General features: G+C 53.8%; 16 protein-coding genes. 5 read left to right on the top strand and 11 right to left on the bottom strand.

The window, feature by feature from the left end:
• The first annotated feature begins 17 nt into the window (after window positions 1–17).
• Window positions 18–1274: an integrase domain-containing protein gene (locus tag AC0J6G_RS01645; protein WP_475250675.1), complete on the top strand. Its 1257-nt coding sequence runs from the start codon at window positions 18–20 to the stop codon at window positions 1272–1274.
• On the opposite strand, the gene AC0J6G_RS01640 is transcribed toward AC0J6G_RS01645, so the two are convergent.
• Window positions 1275–3401 (bottom strand): hypothetical protein, encoded by a 2127-nt coding sequence (locus AC0J6G_RS01640; protein WP_475250674.1) that lies wholly within the window; start codon window positions 3399–3401, stop codon window positions 1275–1277. It lies immediately after the preceding gene.
• Window positions 3402–3504: 103 nt separating this feature from the next.
• A complete protein-coding gene (locus tag AC0J6G_RS01635; RefSeq protein WP_475250673.1) occupies window positions 3505–6087 on the bottom strand; it encodes an AAA family ATPase in 2583 nt (860 codons plus the stop codon).
• 155 nt (window positions 6088–6242) lie between these two features.
• On the opposite strand from AC0J6G_RS01635, the gene AC0J6G_RS01630 reads away from it, so the two are divergent.
• From AC0J6G_RS01630 to AC0J6G_RS01615, 4 genes are all read left to right on the top strand, one after another.
• The gene (locus AC0J6G_RS01630) at window positions 6243–6572 is read left to right on the top strand and encodes a hypothetical protein (RefSeq protein ID WP_475250672.1); all 330 of its coding nucleotides are present in this window, start codon (window positions 6243–6245) and stop codon (window positions 6570–6572) included.
• A gap of 97 nt (window positions 6573–6669) precedes the next feature.
• Window positions 6670–7638: a DUF932 domain-containing protein gene (locus AC0J6G_RS01625; RefSeq protein WP_475250671.1), complete on the top strand. Its 969-nt coding sequence runs from the start codon at window positions 6670–6672 to the stop codon at window positions 7636–7638.
• Window positions 7639–7716: 78 nt separating this feature from the next.
• Entirely contained in the window at window positions 7717–8718 is a 1002-nt protein-coding gene (locus AC0J6G_RS01620) for a YqaJ viral recombinase family nuclease (RefSeq protein WP_475250670.1), read from the top strand.
• Window positions 8719–8808: 90 nt separating this feature from the next.
• On the top strand, window positions 8809–9702 hold the full coding sequence (locus AC0J6G_RS01615; RefSeq protein ID WP_475250669.1) for a recombination directionality factor: 894 nt from the start codon (window positions 8809–8811) through the stop codon (window positions 9700–9702).
• 407 nt (window positions 9703–10109) lie between these two features.
• On the opposite strand, the gene AC0J6G_RS01610 is transcribed toward AC0J6G_RS01615, so the two are convergent.
• The 9 genes from AC0J6G_RS01610 to AC0J6G_RS01570 all read right to left on the bottom strand — a co-directional run bounded on the left by AC0J6G_RS01610 (window position 10110) and on the right by AC0J6G_RS01570 (window position 22066).
• A complete protein-coding gene (locus tag AC0J6G_RS01610) occupies window positions 10110–11783 on the bottom strand; it encodes a hypothetical protein (RefSeq protein WP_475250668.1) in 1674 nt (557 codons plus the stop codon).
• Window positions 11784–11793: 10 nt separating this feature from the next.
• Entirely contained in the window at window positions 11794–12798 is a 1005-nt protein-coding gene (locus tag AC0J6G_RS01605) for a hypothetical protein (RefSeq protein ID WP_475250667.1), read from the bottom strand.
• 25 nt (window positions 12799–12823) lie between these two features.
• Complete coding sequence (locus AC0J6G_RS01600; RefSeq protein WP_475250666.1) at window positions 12824–12982, bottom strand: hypothetical protein; 159 nt, start codon at window positions 12980–12982, stop codon at window positions 12824–12826.
• A 66-nt stretch (window positions 12983–13048) separates the two neighbouring features.
• A complete protein-coding gene (locus AC0J6G_RS01595; protein ID WP_475250665.1) occupies window positions 13049–16237 on the bottom strand; it encodes a type I restriction endonuclease subunit R in 3189 nt (1062 codons plus the stop codon).
• 37 nt (window positions 16238–16274) lie between these two features.
• Window positions 16275–17354 carry a lysozyme inhibitor LprI family protein gene (locus AC0J6G_RS01590; RefSeq protein ID WP_475250664.1) on the bottom strand — a complete coding sequence of 360 codons (1080 nt, stop codon included), beginning with the start codon at window positions 17352–17354 and terminating at the stop codon, window positions 16275–16277.
• A 13-nt stretch (window positions 17355–17367) separates the two neighbouring features.
• Window positions 17368–18321: a GIY-YIG nuclease family protein gene (locus tag AC0J6G_RS01585; protein WP_475250663.1), complete on the bottom strand. Its 954-nt coding sequence runs from the start codon at window positions 18319–18321 to the stop codon at window positions 17368–17370.
• Entirely contained in the window at window positions 18318–19652 is a 1335-nt protein-coding gene (locus AC0J6G_RS01580; RefSeq protein ID WP_475250662.1) for a restriction endonuclease subunit S, read from the bottom strand. The genes AC0J6G_RS01585 and AC0J6G_RS01580 overlap by 4 nt, the downstream gene beginning before the upstream one ends.
• On the bottom strand, window positions 19649–21568 hold the full coding sequence (locus AC0J6G_RS01575) for a type I restriction-modification system subunit M (RefSeq protein WP_475250661.1): 1920 nt from the start codon (window positions 21566–21568) through the stop codon (window positions 19649–19651). The genes AC0J6G_RS01580 and AC0J6G_RS01575 overlap by 4 nt, the downstream gene beginning before the upstream one ends.
• Window positions 21569–21709: 141 nt before the next feature.
• Window positions 21710–22066, bottom strand: coding sequence for a hypothetical protein (locus AC0J6G_RS01570; protein WP_475250660.1), 357 nt, complete (start codon window positions 22064–22066; stop codon window positions 21710–21712).
• Window positions 22067–22142 lie beyond the last annotated feature (76 nt).

Genomic DNA, 22142 nt, shown 5'->3' with positions numbered 1-22142 from the left:
CTCCTCCTGGAATACCAATGGGCGCTAAAAGCACACGTCTATCTGAAGCCAAAATTAAAGCTGCGAAGCCCAGAGATAAAGATTACGTTCTGAGCGATGGCGGCGGCCTTCAATTGCGAGTGAGAATCATTGGCTCTAGGCTGTGGAACTTTAATTATCACCACCCCATAACTAAGAAGCGCATCAACATGGGGCTTGGCATTTACCCTGAACTCTCTCTGGCACAAGCCAGGAAAATGACAGTTGAAGCGAGAGAGCTGCTTGCCTTGGGAGTAGACCCGAAAGAACATCGGGAAGCGTTGGGGCGAGCCAAGAAGGCTGAAACCGAGCACACATTTCAGAACGTAGCGACGGCATGGTATGAGCTTAAAAAAGACTCGGTGACGCCTGCTTATGCTGAGGACATCTGGCGTTCGCTGACACTGCACGTCTTTCCGGATCTGGGCACCACTCAGATATCAGCTATCAGCGCACCACAAGTCATCAACCTGCTTCGGCCACTCGAAACCAAAGGCAGCCTTGAAACCGTAAAACGGCTTTCGCAGCGCCTCAACGAGATCATGACCTACGGGGTCAACTCGGGACTAATTCACGCAAACCCGCTCAGCGGGATTCGCTCCGTCTTCAAGAAACCGAAAAAGAAGAACATGGCGGCACTTGCTCCTGATGAGCTGAAAGAGCTCATGGTGGCAATTGCCAATGCCAGCATAAAAAGAACTACGCGCTGCCTTATCGAATGGCAGCTCAACACCATGACTCGGCCAGCAGAAGCAGCTACCACCCGCTGGGTCGACATCGACTTCGAAAAACGTACCTGGACAATTCCGGCTGAGCGCATGAAGAAACGCCGCTTACATATCGTGCCGCTCACAGAGCAAGCACTGGCGCTTTTAGAGGCAATCAAACCCTACAGCGGACACCGGGAATACGTGTTTCCTGCAGACCGTAACCCTCGAACCCACTGCAACAGCCAGACTGCCAACATGGCACTAAAGCGTATGGGCTTCGAAGGGCGGCTGGTAAGCCATGGGATGCGATCAATGGCTAGCACCATCCTCAATGAAGAGGGCTTCGATCCGGAACTAATTGAGGTAGCACTTGCTCACGTAGACAAGGACGAGGTTCGCAGCGCCTACAATCGGGCGGATTATATCGAGCGCAGACGCCCAATGATGGTCTGGTGGAGTGAGCACATTCAGGAAGCCGCTACCGGCAATCTGTCGGTGTCCGCTATCAAGGAAAATCGAGACAGAAAGGTCGTATCGATACGTTAACTAACTTTCTAGATTGAAATTGAGCTTGTTCTGATAAACGCCAATCCGCTTTTTTGCCCGATCAACCACATCGCTAAAGTGCAGTATCTCGAAATAGGTTTCACCGAGCGGCTGTCTAGTATGAGGATCAAGAAGCGGGCTTGACTGGAACCAACCGCTCCCCAGGGGGAATGGAGTCCAGCTCCCACTCAGCCGTAATGTGTTAACTGTATCGCCTATTAGATAACCGTAGAATTTCTTAAGTTTTCCTCCCGATTTTGCAGCAAGCAGATGGGCATACTCCGAAAGATCGCCGATGTGCGCATCCATCGAAACACCAGGTGCCTTGAACTCAACGATTATTGCTGATCCTTCCTTATTAAAAAGGGCTATATCCGGGCGTTTGCCACCATTGTCGTCGGCTCGCCTTGCAAGAAGCGTTTGGAAGCTTTGGTCGATATCACTTTCAAATACTTTCTCGCCATCACCCCAGGCGATATTCGCGAGTGGAACGTCTGAGGCGATATAGTCATAGTAGTGATACTCCTCGCTCAAAAGCCAGATATCATGATCAGCGCATTCGACGCTGTCTTTTCGCATTGGAAAGAAGATGCTATGGATAATACGCTCATCCTTGCGACGGTTATTGCCAACATCGCCCTGCATCACAAGCTTCTTGTTGCAAGCCAAATCAAGAATTTGAACTATCGCTGCCCGACGCACAATAAGCTGAGATAAATTCGCCATGTCAAAATTCTTGAGCGATGACGTGTATTTCCACGATAACTCATTGATCTTTTTCCGAAACGTCTCAGAGTCCGGCTCCGCTTTGATGATTTCCTCTTTGAGATTGAAAATCTCGGCGGTCTCATCGACAACACGCTCCTGATATTTCTTCAAGACGCGCTCAGCGACGGCTTGAGCCGATTCACCGTACACAATGCGCGTCGATGTATCTTGGAGCATAGCCTCGCTAATCCCGAACTGATCGGTGATCAATTTGAGAACTTCCTCCTTTTTCCAATCGGCAGGCACTACCATCTTGCCAATTACCGGATCGATTGCATCATAGATAGTTTCATACGATAACTTTTCAGTCGAAAACATATCGCTGCTCGGGATCTCTGCAGGAATATTATCGAAGTCGTCACGCTGCTCGTTGACGCGCTGATCCAAATAGTCGCTCTCAATCAAAACAATATGGTGGAAACCACCTACTGGATTGTTCTGTTCCATTCGGGTTCGTAGATATCGAGGCGTAATGTCTTTTACAGGGGATGACTTCGCGCAGAATGCTATTGAGTTCTTGGCAAGGCCATATTGCAGGACATCAAGCTGATAATGGGAAATTTTGAAATTCTGGCGTGTGCAGAGGTTGTCGCCCGTAATTGGATCACGCTCTCCTACCTCGACTACAAGTTCTGCCGTCACCGTAGGCAAGTCGGAACGCCTCAGAGAATCACTTTGCTCAGAATTTTTCCAGTGACGCGCTATGAACGTGATTTCGAAATCGCCTAGGCGACTATCAAGCCCTATCAGCCTTTGAAGAAAAGCGACGAGCATCTGCCTCTTGAGGACTGGCGCAGAAAAAATACTGCTTAATGCGCCACTGTACGCGATCCGACTTTGTACGGACTCTTTGAACTGCTCCAGCCTAACGGCAGTTCCTATTGCACTCTCTATTCCAATACTGCAGTTAAAGTCACCAGTATCAATCTGTTTCTGCGGTTCTGAGTAGCGCATTTCGCGCCTAATGACGTCACCTCCCTGGCGGTAGGTACTATCAATCGCAAGAGCAGAGAAATGATGAAAAAACTGAATGCGGCCCGCACCTTTACATTTACCAATCCCTGAAATGGAAAGGTCGTCTTTATAAGAAGTATCCTTGGTCAGAAAAGCCTTAAGCTGATCATCTCCCAGACCGCACCCATTGTCCTTGCAGGATACCGCCATGCTTTCTTTATCTTCGAACATGTCAGCGGGAGAAAAATCGACCTCGACTTCAACTCGCATGCTAGGCGCTGAAGGATCGCTGTGTTTTCGGATGAGGTAAGAGTCTATGGCATTAGAAATCAACTCTTCAAACACAACATACGGATTGGAACTGAGCTTTGTATTTTTTATGCTTCCCCTGATATCAAGTGTCATTTTCGTCTCAATTTAAAGTTGCTTCGAAATAATTGGAAAAGCATAACTTCCTACGTTCCTGATCGGCCCTATACAGATGGGCAACATGTCGAACCCATCTGTTCTACAGAATTGCCGCAGAAGTGGCGCGCCTTAAGGCTAAGTCATCTCGCCATTTTTTGAGGGAATCGAGATCTGCCCGCAGCTCTGGCTCCTCAGGAATAAAAGCAGGTGCCTCCATTGATTGACTGTGCTCGTAACAGCTGTACTTGGTCATCAACCCGTCAATCAGCTTGCAATCATCAAGGTTGACAGTAGGAACACTACTGAGCCGGCCATCCGTTGTAATGCTTCTACGGTGCCGCTGTACCACCTTGTTCAGCAGGTCATCCTCGACCGAACGCTCCACAAGCTTACGGAACTCACTACAGATGCCTTGAGCCAACATCTTGTATGCATTTGCTCCATCGGCATCCCCTGCTTTCTTAGCAGCATCGAGCCTTGTCAGCAGAATGTTATTAGCTTTCTTCGTATTAGCTCTCCAAACGTCCTGGTCAGCAGGGTGGCCTGCAACTCCACCGTAGGCTTCGATGCACATTGGTCTGTAATGGTCATCTTTCCATTTATCCCCCAACTTTTTGGACACATCTTCGAGGATGCCATATAGGGACAGGCGGTGCGTCAGGACGATTACTTGTCGACTCTTGGCAAGCTCAACCAAGCGGCACGCGACATGCCATTCGAAATCTTGGTCTAACGAAGAGATGGGATCGTCAAATACAAACGGTGCAACGCCGGACTTATCGCAAACGTCGGCCAAGAAAGCTGCAAGAGAAATAATCCGCCGCTCACCTTCGCTCAGTACGCCATGCAGCATTTCCCGTTCATTGCGAGCCCCCCTCAAGCGTAACTGGTGGAGAACTTTCGCATTTTTGGTCCTTGTCTTGACCAGTTCGACTTGGATTCGGGTCGCGCCAAGGGCTTTTAGCTCGCGATTGAAGCGCGCGACATACGCTTCAGTCACCACCTTCTGGGTGATATCGGCAGCTTTCAACGAGATCGGACGGGAGCTCGCTGACGCTTTCCAGGTTTCATATTCATTCACCTTGGCTATACGTACGGCTTCCAAACGGACGGCAGCAGCTTGCTCAGTCACCCATTTTTTAGCTTCCAGCCCCAGCCTGTCTCGGGATGCTTGGGCCCTATCGAAGCTAAGGGCGTCCTGATCGTGTTGAACGGCTGCGTTCTCCAACTGTTCGCAATAGGCGATGAGAGTTTGTATCGAGGCTGAGATGTCACCTAGTGGGACTGCTTGCTGTACAAGCTCATCGTTGCGAAGCGCTGTCTGTATAACAGATGCTTGCTGCCAAAAATCTGTGAGGAACTGCTTCCATTCATCGGAGGTAAGACCTGCCGCCTCGCACTGCGTTTGTATTTGATGCTCTGGAGGAATAGCTGAGAGCTCCGCCAGTTTAAGGGCATAGAGCGCCTCCGCAGTATTGGCGTCGGACTCCAACTTGCCTTGGACGAAAGACTCGAAGTCCTTGAGGCGCTGCTGGGCCTCTGCGGTTAGTTCTTGATGGCAAAGCAGGCAGCGCGCTTCTGCTGTTACGGGGAATTGTTTATCCGGATACGGGGCCGACGAATACTCTCTGGCAGCCTCCCACATCGCGCGCCATGTTTGGGTCCCCACGCCTTCAAGCACGGCGGACTTTACCTGGGCACCCTCAATGGCAATCTGACGCTTGGACTGTGCATCGGCGCGTAGGCTACGCAGCGTCTGTACATTCTCAGACCCGTAAGCGGTGGACGCCTGATTTATAGCATCAACAATTTGCTGTACCTGAGCTTTAGTGCGGCGTTTCTGTACCGCCAAGCTACTAGGGTCTTCGACCTTCAAACGCTCAATTAGGTCTAGTAGGAGTTGCTCATCCTCTACCTTCCAAAGCAGAGCATCTTCGAGAGCCGCTGCCTTGAGAGTACCCAGAGCGGTATATGTTCGACCAGTCTCTGTTCCTTGATATACAGCCGGTAGTGCTGGCAGTGCACTGATCAGTTTCGACTGCTCGGCATCTAGCAGGTCCTTGACCTGTTCGGTCACTTTTGCCAGCTTTTCAAATAGTCCCACCATCGGTGGTATGTAGGTGGCTGCACTCTCAGCAGTGAGATAGTGACTTGCTTCGTCGCTATCGAAGATATCAACGGCTCTAAGGAGATCAATCGGGGCATCTCCGACATGCCACGTTGAGATGCTTTCAACACCGTTCACTTGAGAGGTGATTTGGCATTTGCTTTCTTGGGGAGGGGCTTTGAAAACGTTAGTTTTCAAATCTACTGCCCTGGGCTTACCGGTTATTTTTTTGAGAATACGGGTGTAGCTCGACTTGCCAGAACCATTGTGACCATAGATTACGGTCAGATTCGCGGCCTCAAACTCGAGCGGTCTTCTAGGCTCGATGTTCTCGATGCCGCAGACATCTCCAATGCGAACCAGACGAAGCGAATCCACTGCATTGGGTGCCGGTAGCAAGCCCTCGAATTGCCGGTGTTTCGTTGGCTTTTGGCCGGCCGGAGTTTTAATGAGAGCCACGAGAGCAGCCAGATCATCCGCCCCCAATTCTTCTTTTTTCAGAAGCTTGTCAGCAGCTTCCTGCAGCCAGTCTGATTGCTTCAGCAACCACTCTCGGATTTCATCCTGAACAGCCATTTGCCCACTCCCTGATGATTGGCGCGTGGCAAAAAGCTACCAAAGTGAATTGGTTATATCCAGATTTAATAATGCCGCTCAGGACAGCCATTCGATTCGAAAATAACTCAACCACACATTACTGCAATGACATCACCACCAAGAAGGTTCGACCCATGTCATTGCACTGCCCTCGCTGTCACTCACCCAAAGTCGCTTCTTTCCATCAAGCCATGAAAGTCGGCGCGGCCATCGGCACCGTAGGCGGTGTTGCGCGTGGCGTCAGCGCTGCGCTGGCTGGCGGCCAAGCAGGTGCGCTGATTGGCACCATCGCAGGGCCTTTCGGCATCACGCTCGGCTATGTTTCAGGTGCCATCCTCGGCGGCCTGGCCGGCGGGGTTGGTGGTTGTGCGCTCGGCGCACAGCTGGGCGATACGCTCGACCGTCACGTATTGGCCCACAACCTCTGCTTGCTCTGCGGTCATCGCTTCAACCTGCCGGCCTGATCTGGCCGCATCACACCTTTTTCTATCTATATCGTCCGGACGGTGCTGCGCTGGGCGCGGCGCTTTATGCCGGCCTGCACCCAAAGGAATCTCAACCATGGCTCATCTCGTCGAAACTATGGCCTACGCTGGCGCTACTCCCTGGCATGGCCTGGGCAACCAGCTCACGCAGAAACAACCTATAGAAATCTGGCAACGCGAAGCCGGCATGGACTGGCAGATCAAGGAAAGTCCCGTCCACTTCAAATCGGATGCTGCTGGGCACCTGGGCGCTATCCATTCGTTCCCTGAACAGAAGGTGCTGTTCCGCTCGGACACCAAGGCACCGCTGTCGGTGGTCTCCAACCGCTACCACACGGTGCAGCCACGCGAGGTGCTGGAGTTCTACCGGGATCTGACTGAGGTCTCCGGCTACGAGCTGGAAACCGCTGGCGTGCTCAAGGGCGGCCGTAAGTTCTGGGCACTTGCACGTACCGGTCAGGGCGCAGCAATAAAGGGTAATGACCAGGTCAACGGCTATTTGCTACTGGCCACATCCTGCGACGGAACCCTGGCCACCACAGCAACGCCAACCACGGTTCGCGTGGTGTGCAATAACACCCTGACCATCGCCCTTGATGGCACCAGCCGTGCCATCAAGGTGCCGCACAACACGCGCTTTGACTCAGCGGTGGTGAAGAAACAGCTCGGGATCGCCGTCTCGCAATGGGACGACTTTATGTACCGCATGCGTGCGCTGGCCGAGCGCAAGGTGCAGTGGCATGAGGCGCTGGGCTTCTTTATGAACGTGCTGTGCGAGACCAATCCGACCGGTGCTCTGCCGGAAGTGCTTCCCAACGAACGCGCACTGCGCAAAGTCCAAGAGCTGTACGAGGGTCGTGGTCGTGGCAGTCAGCTCGACTCAGCACGCGGCACCGCCTGGGGCCTGCTCAACTCCGTGACCGAGTTTGTCGATCACGAACGCCGAGCACGCAGCAACGAGTACCGCATGGACTCGGCCTGGTTCGGCCAAGGCGCGCAGATCAAACAACGGGCCTTGGATACCGCTCTGCAACTGGTCGCCTGACCGCTTACTTACCCACCCCATAACGCCCGATCAGCCTAGTTGCTGATCGGGTGTTTCTATTTCCGCGAGGTGAACGCTATGACAGCTACTCCGTTGAGCAGCACCAGCAAACCGCGCCCGGCGCTGCGCTTGATCAGTACCAAGGAACTACCGCGTGAAGATTGGTTGGCGGTGCGCAAGCAGGGCATTGGCAGTTCTGATGCTGGCGCGGCCGTTGGCCTAAATCCCTATAAATCGCAGCTCGAACTATGGATGGAGAAAACCGGTCGCGATACCACGTTACCCAAGGCCGACCCGCACGACGAAGAAAGCCCGATGTACTGGGGCAATGTGCTGGAACCGGTCGTGGCCTGGCATTACAGCAAACGCACGAAGCACAAGGTGCGGCGCATCAATGCCGTGCTGCAACACCCTGATCCTGAGCTGTCCTGGATGCTGGCCAATATCGACCGCGAGGTGATCGGGGCCGACGATGTGCAAATCCTTGAATGTAAGACAGCCGGCATAAACGGGGCACGCCTTTGGAAAGATGGCGTTCCTGAATATGTGCAGCTGCAGGTGATGCACCAGCTCGCTGTCACCGGCAAGCAGGCGGCAGATGTAGCGGTGCTGCTGGGCGGCCAGACGCTGGAGATCCACCGCATCAAACGGGACGAGCAGATGATTGCTCGCCTGATCGAACTGGAGCGCAAGTTCTGGCACTACGTGGAAACCGACACGCCACCGCCTGCCGATGGCTCAGCCTCGGCGGAAATGGCACTGCGCGCACTCTACCCGGAGGACAACGGCCAGACCGTCGACTTCAGTGGCCGTGCAGGTTTGGCAGCAGCTTACCTGGAGCTCAAGGCGGTGCGCCAATCCATCAGCGAGAAGGAAACGCGCGAAGCCCAGCTCAAGCAGATGCTGCAACAGGCCATGGGCGATGCCACCCGCGCGGAGTTCAGCCACGGCTTTATCAGCTGGAAGAAATCCAAGGACAGCACCGTGCTCGATGTCGAAAGCATGCTGAAAGACAAACCTTACTTGCAAGCGCGATACAGCAAAACCAAACAGGGCAGCCGGCGTTTCTTGATCGGCTAATTCCACCCAATTCAACCATTCCCGCCCCCTGGCCAGTACATGCAGTTAGTGCTGCGTGGCTGGCCTTTTTTCGTTTGCAGGAGAACCACCATGCTCAAAGGTCTCGCTATAACCCCGCCGGTCCTCGGACGAATTTCTATCGGTAAGGTCATCGAAAAGAACGGTAAACGCCTACCGGAGAAAGATGACCAGTTCACCATCACCTCCCAGGTGCAAGGCAAGGACGGCTGGTTGCTTCATCCACTTAACGAAGAACTGCGCAAAAGTCAGGAAGACAAACTGCGTAGCATCCCGGTACGCCTGCTGTTCAACGAGCCTGAGCTGAACTTTCGTGCTGACTACACGCTGTTTGATCGGCAGTCTGGCAGGCCGCTGTGCGTGGGTAATGGCGAGACGTGCAAGCGCGTCACCCAGGACGGCATGCAATCACTGCCCTGCCCTTCACCCGATGCTTGTCCGTTGGCAAAAGGCGGTGCCTGTAAACCTTACGGCCGATTGAATGTGCTGATTGGAGATGACGATCCGTTGGGCAGTTTCGTTTTCCGCACCACCGGTTTCAACAGCATCCGCACCCTCGCTGCTCGCCTGCACTACTTCCAGGCTATTTCGGGCAATCGGTTGTCTTGCCTACCACTGGAACTACGCCTGCGTGGCAAGTCGACTCGCCAGAGCCATGGCACGCCGATCTTTTACGTCGATCTGACGGTACGCGGCGGTATGGACATGGCTGAAGCGCTGGCGACAGCCAGTGAACTCGATTCGCGGCGGCATGCGGCAGGCTTCGATCAGCCAGCGTTGGATGAGGCGGCGCAACGCGGCTTCGGTAACGGCGCATTCGAGGACAGCGAGGAAGATGTCAGCGCCATCGTCGAGGAGTTCTTCGCCAGCCCGGACCAAGTGCACGACAGTCAGGACGACACAGCATCACCTGCGCCCAGCTCGCTAGCAGGCAAGCTGGAAGCGCTCGCCACCCAAGCCAATTAACCCTTCGCCTGCCCACTATCGGGCAGGCTTTCGGAGACTCGACATGACACTAAAGAGATTTCTGCTATGCCTACTCACCTTCATCGGCGCATTGGCTGCAGCCGGCGCGTTGGTTATCAGCGTGCTACTGATGCTGCGCTTTCCACCTCTGCTGGTCTCTGTGGTCTTGGCATGCTGGATTCTATGCAAACTACTGAATGCTTTTGCCAGGCCAGAACAAACCGAGCCGTCAGAGCTTCCACGAAGTGATCGGAGCATGTGCCACAGTCACAGCCCATATGTCGCAACTTAGAACAGTAGTGTCGTACGCTCTCGCTCGCCGGTCAGCTATCGAAACTTAAATAATCTCATCTGCGTCCATGAGACTAAGCAGGAGAGGTCAAAGCCTCTCCTGCTTTTTGCAACTATTAAAACGCTTTAGGACTAATATAATCTTGAAGCAAGAATCGCTCGATCTCATTGGCCACATATTGCGACCTTGAGACTCTCTCCTCTATTTCCGCATCCAACTGACCTAAAACTTCCATATCTCGACCGGACTTAACAACACCAAGCAAATCAAGCCTGTCAATTAAATAGCAAACGAAAGCCATGCACAGCGCTGTTAGCGCACCGACAAAAATCGCGGTCAAAACCGATGCATAAGGAATCAAAAAAGGCACACTCTTAATTAGCAGATCCACTGATTCCTCTAGCGCAACACCACCAACAACGATTCCACCGACAGCAAGCAATTTCATTGACTCATGAGCTGCCTGAGGGAAAGTCAACCCTTCAGGCGGCATAACCAACATCTTTAAAGCCTTAAGCAAGGACAAGACACCCTCGCGAATCAACCGTACAACTCGCTTTCCAGTTGTTATAACGGTGTTAATCAAAACAGTCACTGCATTGGAGATAAATCCCGATATAAAACCACTACCAAACCCCTTGAAAATATCCTCCCACTTAGACGCTATCGAGGCAGCAACTCGCCGCAACCTAACACCCAACTCCTCAAGCAGAGAGTCACTTTGCCGCCCATGCTTATAAAGCTGCTTTACCTCTTCAAATGCACTGCTGTAAAACTCAACCATCAACAAACCAAAGGCCTGCTGAACCCCCATTTTCCCTGCCTCTTGAAGCCCTGTACTAATAACTGCGTGACGAAATCTATCACCACCATAGTAATCACTGCGCAGCTTCGCCTCATACTCTTCCCTAGCTGCCTTATCTAAAGCCAATAATCGCTCTGGATTATCAGCTATGACCTGTTTTTGCTGGTGTAACTCGAGCTCATTACTTTCCTTTATCGTCAACTCAGGCTTAGCATTTAACTCAGCAATTCTAGCCCTACGTCCCTCACTCTGCTCTTGAAGCTCACTGACTAAAGTTTGCGCAGACTTCTGACCCTTGAACTTATTGAATCGCTCTTTTGTAGGATTGAGATTGGAGGATACATTAGCAAGCCCCACACCATCCGTACCTGCTAGAACTCTGCCTGCGTCGTCGTGAATTTCCTTAGCTGCTATAGTGTGATCCAAGTTTCGCGGATCCACATGCTTATCGCCGAGAAGCTGATCAGTATAAGAATCTTTGAGAACACCTTGCGCCTGCGCAATGGAGTCACGGGCGTTCTTATCTATATATCTCTTATCTCCGTGATACTTACTTGAATCATATTCTGGATTATCAGCATATTTCTTTTGGGCTTCACTAGTTGCATAAATCTGCTCCCTAGCGTTGTGGATAGTATCCACATTTCCACCTGTTTTATCATAAACGGAAAGAAACTTACCCAACCCTAATGGGCCCGCGATCACGCCTACCAAATCACGTTGCGCACTCTTAAGAATTTGATCGAGCCTTGAACGCTCAAGACTTATCTCGAGCTGCATAACCAACTCACGTGCCTCTTGAGTTCTAACCTCTGGCGCATGAAAAATGGCGAAATAGTCAAGCGCTTCAATACGCCCCGGGTCTGACTTGGCGGTAAGCAACTTGGTAACATCATTCTGATCTGCAGCCGCATGCATCAACGGACGATTTTTAACCGAAGCTTTCATTTCCTGAAGTTTCTTAAAGCGTTCCAAGCTATCCATACCGCTCCCCTTAAGCCGACTTAAGCTGATTCCAAGCCTGCATAAAGGCATCTTCCATCACGTGCTGAACGCCATCTGCATGAATTACAACGTTTATTATTTCTTCAAAAACAGAGATCGACACTCCAGAATTACTCGCAAGCTCCCAAGCATCGCGAATCGTAGGCGGGCTCTGATAAAGTGACTCGAGCTTTGCTGCAACATCAGCAGGGATGGAACTCGCTAAAATACCAGCGATGAATAACTCAATATTCTCTCGCTCTCGCTCACAAATCACCCCATCGCAGTTAGCCGTAGCAACAGCGACAGCATGCATGGCAATAATTGCATTGAAGTGCCCACCTGCCCCCTCTAAAGCACTCATAGCCGCCTGCAAACTGTTATGCAAGTGATCCAATTCGATCTGAAGCTTAGCCTTGGCATCCTTGAGCCCTTGGTTGTAAGCCTCGTCGCGTACTCTGGAGCTATCAGAAAGCTTGTTGACAATTACGCCTCCAGCCACAGCTGCTGTACCAGCAACTGCAACAGTTCCCGCACCTGCGAGAGAACCCGCCAGAGTTGCGCCCGCTAGCAAAGAGCCCCCTCCTGTGAAGGGAGCTGCTGCGACAGCAGCAACGCCGACAGTTGCCCCAAGCATAACCTTACCCCACTGAACTTCTTTTTCGCCCGATACAACAGCACCCGCGTAATCCTTAGTGGCCCCATATGCGTTTGATGCAGCATCACCGATAACATCTTTGGCACCACTTGCTGCGCCTGCAACGGCAGAGCCAGCCGAAGACAACCCACTAGCAGTCGCATCAATTGCATCACCAGCCTTATCAGCGACCGTACGAGCCGTGTCTGCAACCACGTCTTTAGCGCTACTTGCTACATCTGCAACGATGGATCCTGCAGAGGACAGACCGCTTGCAGTGGCGTCATATGCATCACCGGCCTTGTCTGCCACAACACGAGCCGCGTCTCCAATACCATCAGCCACTTTGGACAAGCCACTTTTAATCTTGCTGAACATAACTACTCCTTAGTTATCAGTGTTGCTACGCTGCTTCGCGGGCATTCTTCTCACGCTTAAGATCGCTGTACTCAAGGTAGAGATCCAAAGCTTTTTTTGCGGTTACGATAAAACCGACAATTGCGAACAGATTCTTCACGGAAATCTCCTTTGCCATCAATAAGCCACCAGACAGGTAAGACATTAGTCCTCTCTTTGCACAACCACCACGCTGGCTATCCTTACATGTAAAGTTTCGGCCCCCTTCCTCTCAGGTGGCAGGCCTTGCAGCCCCCAACAACTCCGCCCCCGCATCCCTTTTCAACAGCTCATACACCACCGTCAAGAACACATCCCGCGTCGACTCATCGCTGAGTAGTTTGGTCGCCATGCTTGCGTGGCTGCTCATCGCGCCGGCAATGGCCTGGATTGCGCGCGCTGGCAGATCAGCTTTCATCGCCTGTTCCATGGTGTTGTTCTGCACCTGAGCCATTACCACGCCGTCGGCACGCAGTTTCTCGGAAACATGCACGGCTAAGGCCACCTGGTCGGTGTCGGTGATGTCCTTGCCGAAGGCGTTGTTGAGTTTCTCGATCAGCTCGGTGAGGTATTTCTTTTCCCTGTCCTGAGCATCGCGCAGGCCGTTATCGGTGATGCCGTAAAGCTGCGGCGTTTCGCCGGTTGGCAGCAGGCCACCGAGGTTGTCACCCTTTTTGATTTTGTAATGGCTGAGCTTGAGATCGCCCAAGTCCACCTGCTCTGGCGTGATGCCCTTGAGGCGCTTGCGCAGCAAACGCGCGTAGCTGGCAAAGGCCTCCAGACTTGGATCACCAAACTCAACCAACTGGGCGATGTACTCGTAGTTGCGCACAAATTTGCTCAGGCTTTCACTGAACACCATGAGCGCATCTCGCTCTTTGGAATATTCCGAACGCTGCACGTCGGCGTATTCCATGTCTTTTTCACGGCCCTCGTCGTGGGCTTTTTCCCAAGCTTTTTCCCACTGGTCGATGGCATCGTTGAGCGTCTTCAGTTTGCCGTTGAAGCGGTCGGTGGCAGCCTGGGTCAGCGAGTACAGTTTCTGATGGGTCACGTTGAGATCGACGATGGCGTTGCCGAAGGCTTCAACTTCGGCCTGCTCGTAAATGAACATGCCATCCAAGCGCTGCTTGATGTCGTAAACGATATTCGGATCCTGGATGTCCGCGACCTGGGCATCGCGGTAGAAGGTCTTGAACGCAGCCAAGATTTCCTTGGCTTCGTTGGCGAAGTCGATAACGAACGTCTTGTCCTTGCCTGGAAAAGTGCGATTCAGGCGCGATAGCGTCTGCACCGCTTCCACACCTGATATTTTTTTGTCTAGGTACATGGCCACCAGCTTTGGCTGGTCGAAGCCGGTCTGGTACTTGTTGGCGACGATCATCACCCGGTAATCCGGGGTATCGAACACCTTGCGCATGTCACGGCCATTGAGGCCAGGGTTCAGGTTGAATTCACTGAATTGATGATCCGCCGGCAAGCTGGCTTCTTTCACGTCGGTATTGGGCACATCGCCGGAGAACGCGACCATCGCCCGCACGTTCTCGTAGCCGTTGCGTTGGCAATAATCCTCCAGCGCCAGGTGGTACTTAACCGCTGCCGCACGTGAGCTGGTCACCACCATCGCCTTGGCTTGGCCGCCAAGCAGGTGTGCCACATTCTTGCGGAAGTGTTCGACGATCAGCTCGACTTTCTGGCCCACGTTCACCGGGTTAAGCGACAACCACTTGGCCAGTTTGCGGCGGGCGCTCTTCTCATCCACGCGTTTGTCATCCACCAGTTCACTGCCAATGCGCAGCGCCACGTCATAGCTGGTGTAATTCTTCAGCACATCAAGGATGAAGCCTTCTTCAATGGCCTGCTGCATGGTGTAGAGGTGAAACGGTGACGGTGGATTTTCCACACTAGCCGGTTGCTGCGGCTTACGCGGCCGACCAAACAGGCTCAGCGTCGAATGCTTGGGCGTAGCGGTAAAGGCGAAGTAGCTGGCATTACCGGGGCGCGAACGCGAGCTTTGCCATACGGACAACCGTTCTTCCTTGGAGAGCTTTTCCCACTCACCCTCGCTTTGCCCGGTCAGCACATAGCGCAAGTCATCGGCGGTGCTGCCACCGGTCGAACTGTGTGCTTCGTCGATGATGATGGCGAAACGCCGGTCACGCAGGCTCTGCTCGCCGAGAATGATCTTTTGCGCATAGGGAAAGGTCTGCAGGGTACAGACGATAATCGGCACACCGTCCAGCATGGCCTTGGCCAATTGCTGACTTTTGGGCAGGCTTGACTGCTGGCGGTCGATGGCGCACACCACGCCAGCCTGATGCTCAATCTGCTGGATTGCGTCCTGCAACTGCTGGTCGAGCACCTGACGGTCAGTCACCACGATCACACTGTGGAAGAACGGCTCACCATCCGGGCGACGCACGCGGATCAGCGAATGCGCCGTCCAGGCAATGGTATTGGTCTTACCAGAGCCGGCGCTGTGCTGGATCAGGTACGGCTGCCCTGCCCCTTCTACACGAACGGCAGCAATCATCTTGGTTACACCTTCCCATTGATGGAAACGCGGGAAGATCAAGCCTTCCTTAAAATAGGTCTTGCCGTCTGTGTTTTGGGCTTCCTTACGTTCCTGCAGTACGAAGCGGTGGAAAATGTGCAGCCAGTTGTCCTTCTGCAGTACCCGTTCCCAGAAATAACTCACCGGGTAACTGCCGTTGTCGCCAGGCGGATTACCGGCAGCGCCATCGTTACCCCGGTTGAACGGTAGAAAGAAGGTCGAATCCCCCGCCAGCTTGGTGGTCATGCGGATGTCGCTGTCACTCATGGCGAAGTGCACCACTGCGCCACGCTTGAAGGTCAGTAGCGGTTCTGTGCCGCCGCTTTTGCGCTCAGGTTTGCGGTCCATGCGGTACTGCTGCATCGCGGCCTGCACTGACTGAGTGAAGTCGGTTTTCAACTCCACTGTGGCCACCGGAATACCGTTGATAAAAAAGGCCAGGTCAATCTCGTCGGCCTTATCCAGCGAATAGCGCAGCTGCGGTACCACGCGCAGGCGATTGGCAGCGTACCGAGCAATTACCGCATCGTTACGCGCATCCTCTGGCAGCGCCTGGCTCATTGCCAGGGTGCCGCCGCCAGCCACGGCAAAACCATAGCGCAGCACGTTTATCGTGCCACCTTCGACCTTGTTCTCTAGTTGCTTGACCAGGCGATCCAGCACCAGCGCCTCTGTACCGGCACCATTCATTGAACAGATCTTGGCGATGGCCTGCGACTGACTTTCTTCCAGCCAGCCGAGCACATCGTCGGGGAACAACGCACGCGCCGCGTCATAGCTGGCGGACTTGCCGACCAACCAGCCGGCAGCCTGTAGCTGCTCGACAATATGGCGTTCCAACTCGCATTCGTGGTGGATATGGCTCATCTGAACTCCCTCTCAAAAGCTAAAAACCCGCGATTGATCATCGGGGAATAAAATCCCTGCACTGCATACCATCACTCACACGACGCTTACCCCGAGGGCTGCCGGCTACGGGGTAAATACAATCACCTTTCTCGTTCTTCTCTACCAACAAGTGACTGCCCATCTTCGGATGAGTGAACCGCCGGCCGGACCAATATGAGCAGCTACCACAAGCCCTCGATATTGGCGATTTACCCACGTAATAAGTGGTCTGCTGTAGATGCGGTATCTCGTTGCTGTCAGTTTTAGCAATCAGTCGATAGTCATCGTCATCGTCATCTTCTTTTCGCGAGTTCGAACTTGGACTTGAACTTGGACTTGAACTTGAACTTGAACTTGAGTTTGAGCTTGAACTTGAGTTTGAGCTTGAGCGCGCCCATGGTCGTTCAAATATCAACAACATGAAAAAGATGACAAAACCTAACCACCAGTAACTGAAAGCCTCAGATTTAGAGCTGCGTGAAGCGTCTTCAGTCGTGTCCAAAGGCTCAGCCAAATAATCTTCGTATTGACCCTCTTGGAGTTCAACAACTGCTTCAGCGTGTTGCTGTTCCCAAGTCTCTTTTCTTGCTAACTCTTCGGCATCCGCTTTTTCTTTTAAAGCCTGCATTTGCTGGAGCCGCTTTTCTTCGACTACAGCGATATTCAACTGCTCTTGAGCCGCCTGTTGAGCTAACCGTTCGGCTACCTCAGCGCGCTCTGCAGCCATTTGGGCTTCCCACGCTTCCGTTTCAGCAGCATATGCCCGCTTAGAGGCCTCGTCCTTGGCGGCCGCAACATACGCAATCAACTGCAGATTTCGTTGCTGGATACTCGTTGTAAGGCAATCAATGTCGGTGCACTGATCCCGCGATGAGAGCCAATCTCTTTGCGTCTGCCTTAAGCCCTCCTGATCTTGGCTTAACGCCCAGGCTTCTTGATAGGTCGAGGACAACGTTTCATCCAGGAAGGAAAGATAACTGTCACTACAGATTGTCTTCTCACTTGCAGAGTTTGCCTGTGCGCAGTCAAAGCTGGCGGCCGAAAGCGATCCTGTGAATAGGGAAATCATGCACAACAGCAGGTGCAGATTACGCATAGCCATTAACCCCTCACACGCCAACCTGGCTGGTCTCCGACGCACTAGGCATGCCTTGAGCGGCATCAAGCTGCTGATCCTGCCAAGTCGCATACGTCTGCCCTGTGCCTTCTACCAACCACGACGTTCGGCCATTGGCTGATCGACCGCTGACCACGGCGGCAGCGGCGCTGGGGCTGCTGAACGCACAATCGTCGCTAAAGCGCATGTGATCGCCATCGGCTACCAACACGCCTTCATCAACCAGCTGTTTGAACAGGCCCTGATAGCCACGCTCGGTGCCGACCCATTCGGCGCGGGCCTTGGAGCCTTTGAGCACGAAGAATTCGCCGTCGATTTCCTGGCCCTGGGCGCTGATGCGGTAGCGCGGCAGCTCCAGAGCAAAACGCGGTGAGCGGCTGACCGGCGCAGCTGTGGTGCTTGAAGCGGGCGCGGAGGGCTTGGTCAGCTCACGCAAAAAGTCGAAACCCAACACCGGCAGCACAATACGGATCTGCTCCAGAAAGAACGCCATATCGGCGCGGTCGGATTCGGGCAGGTTGTTGTAGCTATGGGCGGTGCCGTTACCCACCACGCAGCGGCCGGTTTGTGTGGCGATCTGGATCAGCTGGCTTTCCAGGTACTTGGCGTGGGCCTTGGTCAGGTTCTGGTCCTTGCTGGTGATCAGACACACGCGCTCCCAGAAGTCCTTACCACCCTGCTCTTCGGGGCGGTTATGGGTTTTCAGGCGTTGCGCCACATCATCGGACTCGCCGATATATACCCGCGTGCGCAGGCTATCGTCCGGATCGGGGCCGACCAAAAAGTACACACCGGTACGCCCGCATTCGGGGCGCTGCACTAGCTCAGCCAGCTTGCTGCGCGGGCCGGTAAGCACATGGCCGGTCCAATTCATTATCTCGGCGGTGAGTAGGCCGTTGGGCGTGCCGTCGACCAGAAATAGACGAATGCTGCGGCCTGGATTCATACGGCCTCCCGTAGGTCAATTTGGCCGGTAACGGCGGCGGTGATCAGCGCGGAGCGCCGTTCTTTGAGGAGGAGGATGCTGTGTTCGGTTTTGCCGACCAATGCAGTCACTCTCAGCGCCTCTTGCTCAATGCGTTGCACGATCTCGCGCTGCTCATGAAGTGGCGGTACCGGGAGCAACACATCTTTGACATTGCCGCAATTCAGATGCGGATGCATTGCACCGGTCTGAATCGATAGCAATTTGTGATAGCCGTAGCTGGAATTGAAAACCCAGGATACCCACTCGCCTGCAACGATGCTTCGCTCGGGCGCAACAATAATTAGAGCGTGGCAATTGCACCCAGCAAACTCATCAGTTACGACAGTGACCTGACCGATATCTCCGGTCTGAACAATAAGAACATCTCCAGTTTCCAGAATCGATTTCTGGTGCTGATTACTCCACTCCTGCGTCACGAAGTAAGGAACATCGAACTTAATCTGATTGCCTTTGATGTGAAGAGACTGAAGGTAGCGCACGCCGCCCTCAACCAGAATGTCCCTAGTTGGCCCAACATAACCGTTCGTGATCTTGGTGCTCACAGATGATACGGAGCGGACCTCCCAATGCTCCGGCACCTCCCCCAGCCAATCCACGCCCGAGTCTTTCATCTTCACGTTGGGGTCGAGGCCCTTGGTGACAGTATGGGTGATCAGCGCTTGGCGCTTTTCGCGCAGCAGTTCGATAAAGCGAGTTTTCTTTTCAATCAGTCCGTCTATGCGGGTGGTTTCGCGGTCGAGATGGGCAACAACTGTCTGCTGCTCTTTTTGACTGACAGGAAACGCAATAGATGTTGCGGATACGTCCCCCATGTAAATTCCTGCCTGAGCTGACGACTTTGACTTGCTCTGGATCTGCTCTTGGAAGAATTTTGACTGTGTGAAATATCGAAAGAATTCAGGGGAAGACTTACTAGATAGCCTTATAAAACAAACGCTACGTTGAAAAGACAGAGGCTGATCAAACGTATACACACATGAGCGCCCAATGGTTCCAACAATTGTCAGAAGCAAATCCCCTTTCTTGGGATACCCATTTCCAACGATGCTCAGATGGTCCAAATCAGATATCTGGCTCTCAGTACTGGAAATATCTAACGTTCCATCAGCCACATTTTTGGCACTTAACAAAGGCCGTCCACTGTCAACGCGCTCAAAGGTCCCGTGTGTTCCATCCTTGATTCCAGAGATCACTCGGGAAAAACGGCACGCGGTCCAATGCTCCGGCACCCTCACCAGCCACTCCACCCCAGAATCCTTATATGCCGGGTACGGCTTGTAATGACTCACGCCGTCACCTCACCCAGCAGCGCAGCAATCTCGGCCTCCACAGCCTTTAAGTCCGCATCAATATCGGCCAGCGCACGCGGCGGCTGGTAGATATAGAAGTAGCGGTTGAAGTTGATTTCGTAACCAACAAGGCCAACTAGGCCGTCTTTAGCGTCGGTCTTGCCGGTGTCGATCCACGCATCCGCTACATGGGGCAGCACTTCGCGGGCAAAGTAGTCATCAATGCTCTGGCTCAGCGGCACGTTCTCGAACTCGCGCAGGTCGCTGTCGGCCTGCAGGTTGCCCTTGTCGTCCAGCACTGGCTGGGCGTTGGCATCGCGCTCGCCAAAGCAGGCCAGCGCGGCTTTTATCGCGCCTTTGCCAAGCTTTTTGATACCGGCAGCCTTAAAGAAGTCCGGCAGGTTGTCGAACTCACCCCGTACGCTGGCAAAAGCGTCCACCTGCTCGGCACCCTTGATGGCTTGGTAGGCAGCGAGTTTGTCCGGCGTGACGGAAAAGCGCAGGCGCAGCGGGCGTTCCACGGTGATGCGGCGGTAACCAAAATCGGTGGTAGCAAAGACTTTGCTGTTCGGCCCTTCCTCAAACGCCTCATGCAGCTTGGCGATTTCTGCGATCTGTTCTTCGGCGAGAAACTTGCGCTTGCTGCCCAGGCTTTTGCGCATGGATGCATGCATGGCGGTGGCGTCGATCAGCTGCACCTTGTTCTTGCGCAGCGCGTCCTTATGGTTGGACAACACCCAGATATAGGTGCCAATGCCGGTGTTGTAGAACAGGTCATTGGGCAGGGCGATAATCGCCTCCAGCCAGTCGTTTTCCAGAATCCAGCGGCGGATCTCCGACTCGCCGGAGCCTGCACCGCCGTTAAACAGCGGCGAGCCGGACAGCACGATGCCGATACGGCTGCCGCCTAACTCTATCGGTTTGCGCTTGGACAGCAAGTGCATCAGGAACAGCAGCGAGCCATCGCCCACACGCGGCAAGCCGGGGCCAAAGCGGCCAGCGAACCCCTGACCAACCTGTTCAGCCTGCACCTGCTTTTGCACGTTTTCCCACTTCACACCAAACGGCGGGTTGGCCAGGCAGTAGTCGAATTGCTCATGGGGCAGTTGGTCGTTGCTCAGGGTATTGCCGAGCTTGATGTTTTTAGTGTCATAACCCTGGATCAGTTTGTCTGCCACGGAGATGGCGTAGGTTTCCGGGTTCAGTTCCTGGGCATAGGGCACCAGGCGGGCATTGGGGTTCCACTCGTACACCTGCTCGATGGCCGAGGATAAAAACCCCCCGGTGCCAGCGGCGCAGTCATATACGGTGCGCACCACACCTTGGCCATTTAGCGCTTGGTGATCCGGGGCGAAAATCAGGGTGGTGGCCAGGCGCACCACGTCACGCGGGGTGAAGAACTGCCCGGCGTCGTCGTTGGAGGCCTCAGCAAACTTGCGGATCAGGTGTTCAAACACCAGGCCCATTTCATGGTTGCTGATGACGTTGGGGTGCAGGTCGATGGCGGCAAACTTCTGCGCCACCAGGTAGAGCAGATTGGCCTTCTCCAGTTTTTCCAGCCAACGATCAAAGGCAAAGTGCTCGAACACCTGGCGGGCGTTGGCGGAGAACTTGGCAATGTAGTCTTCCAGGTTGGCACGGGTGCTGGTGGAGCCCACTGAACCGAGGGAAAACTGCGAGACGTTATAAAAGGTGGCCCCAGCGCTGGCGGGCAGGATCAGGTCCATGTCCACGCCGCTGGCCTTCATCGCCTCAAACTGGTTGCGCACTTTATCGCGGGTGGGTTCCAGCACACATTCCAAACGCCGCAGCACGGTAAACGGCAGGATGATGCGGCCGTATTCGGAGGGTTTGAAGGCACCCAGCAGCAGATCGGCGATGTTCCAGATAAAGGGGGCCAGAGTTTGCTGGTTCACACGTTTTTCCTTACTTGATGGGCAAGGAAGGCACTTTGCGCCGCTTCCCTGCGAGATATCTTTTGCGATGCCGAACCTTAACCGGTTGGACGATTGCGAGCCAGATTAACCCGGTTAAGTCGCTGATTTAATGGGCACAGATCAATGCTGAGTCAGGCTGATACGCGCGCGCCGCACCACCACGCGGCCGGCCTCCAAACGCAGGTGAACGCCAGGGACGCTAAAGCGGTGCCCACTGGGCAGGTAGGCGGCGGCATCTTCAAACGGGTGCAGGTTGGCGGCCTCCATATCGCGCTCGATACCGTCATACCAAGGCAGCACCAGCAGTTGCGCACTCAGGATCGCCTGCGGGAAGCGCTGCATGCCAATTTCTAGGCTGCCCATGCACTGCACAACACGCTCTTGCCGAGCCACGTAACAGGGCGCTTGAAGATGTAAGCCCTCGCCGTCAGCCGTAGGCATTACACCAGCCATTTCCATTTGGATTTGCTCACACATGTTTACTTCTCCTTGTCAGCCGCGAGCATTGCCTTGCACTTGGCCAACGCTCAAGCCATCGGGTCAGCACGGGCTG

This window comes from Pseudomonas sp. TS_SC_3 (genome assembly GCF_056156225.1).
Note: the sequence above shows the minus strand (reverse complement) of the source record. Positions and strands in the feature narration are given on the sequence as shown.